Origin of the sequence: Mesorhizobium sp. M4A.F.Ca.ET.090.04.2.1, from assembly GCF_003999085.1 — a bacterium.
Lineage (GTDB): Bacteria > Pseudomonadota > Alphaproteobacteria > Rhizobiales > Rhizobiaceae > Mesorhizobium.
This window is the reverse complement of sequence record NZ_RZOT01000804.1, coordinates 1-1681: the sequence shown is the minus strand read 5'-3', so window position 1 is coordinate 1681 and position 1681 is coordinate 1. Positions and strand designations below refer to the sequence as shown.

General features: G+C 65.8%; 2 protein-coding genes and 1 pseudogene. 2 read left to right on the top strand and 1 reads right to left on the bottom strand.

Going from position 1 to position 1681, the window contains the following annotated elements; translation table 11 throughout:
* Both EN781_RS35645 and EN781_RS32035 read left to right on the top strand, forming a co-directional pair.
* A partial coding sequence (locus EN781_RS35645) for a DoxX family protein (protein WP_145965768.1) occupies positions 1–143 on the top strand: 143 nt, incomplete at its 5' end.
* A 212-nt stretch (positions 144–355) separates the two neighbouring features.
* Positions 356–778, top strand: coding sequence for a DoxX family protein (locus tag EN781_RS32035; protein WP_126055159.1), 423 nt, complete (start codon positions 356–358; stop codon positions 776–778).
* Positions 779–782: 4 nt separating this feature from the next.
* On the opposite strand, the pseudogene EN781_RS32030 reads toward EN781_RS32035, so the two are convergent.
* Positions 783–1681, bottom strand: a pseudogene (locus tag EN781_RS32030) (exopolyphosphatase); the annotation flags it as partial.

The window sequence follows — 1681 nt, the reverse complement described above, 5'->3', positions numbered from 1 at the left end:
CCACCGGGCTGGTCGCCCACACCGGCTGGGCCGACCAGATGCAGATGATCCAGTTCCTCAAGAACCTCGCCATCGCCGGCGGCTTCATCGTGCTGGCTTCGTCTGGCGCCGGTTCCTACTCGATCGACGCCAAGCGCGGCTGAGCCTTCCCTCGCAAGCGCAGACCTGGGCGGCGCGGAATTTTCCGCGCCGCTTTTTCGTTGTCGAACTGTGCGGACGCGCCAGGTCTGCGACTCTGCTAGACTGGGGCGCAATCTAGGCTTGGCCAGTGGCCGGCTTTCGCTCTTTGTTCTGACGCAATTCCGGACGGAAAACCGTTACACACTTTTCCTGGAATTGCTCTCGGGAGGTGACGATGCCCCGCAATGCGCTGCTTCTATTGTCCCGCCTGCTGCTTGCCGCCCTCTTCGTCCCGTCCGGCTTCCACGCGCTGGCCAATATTTCCGGCACGACCAGCTATTTCGCCGGCCTCGGCCTGCCATTGCCGGCGCTCGCCGCCTGGGGCACCGGCCTGTTCGAGCTGATCGCCGGATTGCTCGTCCTCGTCGGCTTCCAGACGCGAATCGTCGGCCTGCTGCTCGCCGCCTTCTGCGTGGCAGCAGGCCTCATCGGCCACTATGGTCAGGGTGGCGACGACGCCATGCTCGCCTTCCTGCACCAGCAGATGCTGATGAAGGACATCGCGATCGCAGGCGGCTTCCTGGCGCTGGCAATGGCCGGCGCCGGCGCCTGGTCGATCGACGGGCGTAGCTTCGGCGTTGGCGCCGACATCACCTGACGCCCTATTTGACCGAAACGCTCGGCCCATTCTCGACCGCCAGCACCAGCCGGCGGTTGGTGATCCGGGCCAGTTGCGCCAGCCTGCCGGCCGGGCGCTCGCCATAGAGGTCGGCAAGTGAGGCCGGCAGCACCAGCGCCAGCATGCCGTTGCCGCGGTTTTCCCATTTCAGCCTGGGCATCACGCCCGGCATCGCCGCCGTCATCAGGTAGACGACGCGCATCATTGCGGCGAGAACGCGGGCGCGCTCGAGGATGCGCGGCGGCGCCAGCGCCTTGATCTCGGGCGCGATGCCCTCGTTGAAGATGCCGTCATGGCGGTAGGCGCCGGCCAGCGCCAGATAGGCGCGGCCGGGATGGTCGACGCCGATGAAAGAGGCGTGCGCGATGATGTTGAGAGACTGCCTGCCGCGGTATTCGGGATGCGCGCGCCAACCAATATCGGCGAGCAGGCAGGCGGCCTGGCGGTAACGCGCCTCGTCCTCTGTCTCGTCGATGCCGAAAGCGGCAAAGGCCTTGCCGGTCCAGTCGACCAGCTCATGCGCATGGTGGACCGAGCGCGAGCGCAATAGCGCGAGTTCCTCGGCGGCCGAGATCAGCGGATCGGCCTTCTGCTCGGCCGCGTCGAGCAGCGAGTAGAGAAAGCCCTCGCGCACGCCGAGCGCCGAAACGACGATCTTCGACGGCTGCATCGCCGACATGATCTCCTGCAGCACGATGGCGCCATAGGGGAGCAGCGAGCGGCGGTTCTTGGAAACGCCTTCGATGCCCTTGACCTTCTCGATCTCGGCCTTCGTCACCTGCTTCAGGAAGCTCTGCGCGCTGTCGGCCGAGATCTCATAGTGATGCATGACGCCGAGCGGGTAGTTGGTCATTTCCATGTGCAGCCGGGCGAGGTTTCGCC